2 protein-coding genes are annotated in these 1,653 nt (G+C 62.8%); both read left to right on the forward strand.

Annotation, left to right across the window (positions count from 1 at the left end):
* A partial coding sequence (locus tag Q7V20_RS08925; protein ID WP_304789451.1) for a flavin reductase family protein occupies window positions 1-501 on the forward strand: 501 nt, incomplete at its 5' end.
* A gap of 67 nt (window positions 502-568) precedes the next feature.
* A partial coding sequence (locus Q7V20_RS08930; protein WP_304789453.1) for an LLM class flavin-dependent oxidoreductase occupies window positions 569-1,653 on the forward strand: 1,085 nt, incomplete at its 3' end.

The raw sequence follows: 1,653 nt of genomic DNA on the forward strand, positions 1-1,653 counted from the left end.
TTCCGAGAAGCGATGCGCCGTCTGGCCGCATCGGTCACGATCATCACCAGCCGCGATGCCGATGGGGTTCCCCATGGCATGGTGGCTTCATCGGTGATCTCCGTTTCCATGGACCCGCCCTCCATGCTGATCGCAGTCAACCGCAACGCCGGGCTGTACCCCATCCTGCAGCGCTCCCGGCGGTTTTGCATCAACCTGCTGTCCGATGACCAGAGCGACTTGTTGAAGCCGTTCTCCACCTCGGCCCTGCGCGAGCAACGCTTCCAGTCCGACCACTGGCGAGATGCATGGACACCGGACAGCGAGCGTTTGCCCTGGCTGTATGACGCATCGGCTTCGGTTGAATGCGAGGTCGATCTCGTCACGGACTACGGCACCCACAGCCTGTTCATCGGCCGCGTCCAGCAAGTGCACTGCGCACCCACTTCAACCGCCGGCCAAACCATCGTCAGGCCCCTGGTCTGGCTGGCCGGTCAGCAGGCCCCGCTGGCCCTGTCCTGAGCCCGCCCACAGGATTCCCAACCCGCGCAATCAATGCGCAATTTTTCCACCCAAAGAGGAGACTTCCATGAAGCTTGGACTGTTCGGCATGCCGCTGCATCCCCCCACCCGCCCCACCGCGGAGACCTATGAAGAAGATGCGGACCGCATCATCCACGCCGACCAGGTGGGCTTCGATGAAGCCTGGATCGGCGAGCACATGTCGTGCACGACCGAGCCGATCTCGGCTCCCATGATGTTCCTGGCCTCGCTGATTCACCGCACCAAGAACATCCGCTTCGGCACCGGCGTCATCGCTTTGCCGAACCACCACCCGGCCGTGGTCGCCGCCGAGGTGTCCCAGTTCGATCACCTCAGCCGGGGTCGCATGATGTTCGGCATCGGGCCGGGCGGCCTGGCCAGCGACATGGAGCTGTTCGACGTGCTCGACGGCGCCTACCGCACCGAACGCATGATGGAGTCGATCGACACCATCTTGAAGCTCTGGAGCCAGGACCCGCCGTACAACATCGAAGGCAAACACTGGAAGATCAAGCTGTCTGAAACGGTGATGCCCGATCTGGGCGTGGGCTTCATTCCCAAGCCGTTCCAGCAACCGCATCCGCCCATCATGATGACGGCCATGTCGCCGTTCTCGGACAGCGTGAAGACGGCCGCCATCCGCGGCTGGGGCCCCATGAGCGCGAACTTCTGTCCGGAATACGTGATCGCCAGCCACTGGAAGAAGTACCTGGAAGGTTGTGAAGTGGCAGGTCGTGCGGTGAGCGGCGAGAACTGGCGCGTTGCGCGCAACATCGTGGTCGCGCGCAGCGACTCCGAAGCGCTGGACCGCATGATGGATCCCAACGGCAGCAACTACTACTACTTCGAGTACCTCTGGAAGGTCTTGCTAGCGGTGAACTACACGGCCGTGATGAAGGACGACCCCAAGCAGCCGGATGACCAGGTCACGGTCGAGCAGCTGATCAAGAGCATGGTGATCTACGGCTCGCCCAAGACGGTGACCGAGAAGCTGCTGGCGTTCCGCGAGCGCACGGGTCCGTTCGGAGGCCTGTTGATGGCCGCCATGGACGGCTCGGGTGCCAACCGTTCGCGTGAATGGGAAAGCATGACGCTGCTGTCGCAGGAAGTCATGCCCGCCATGCGCAAAGC

Source organism: Aquabacterium sp. (assembly GCF_030652515.1).
In the GTDB taxonomy this organism is placed as follows: Bacteria; Pseudomonadota; Gammaproteobacteria; order Burkholderiales; family Burkholderiaceae_C; genus Aquabacterium.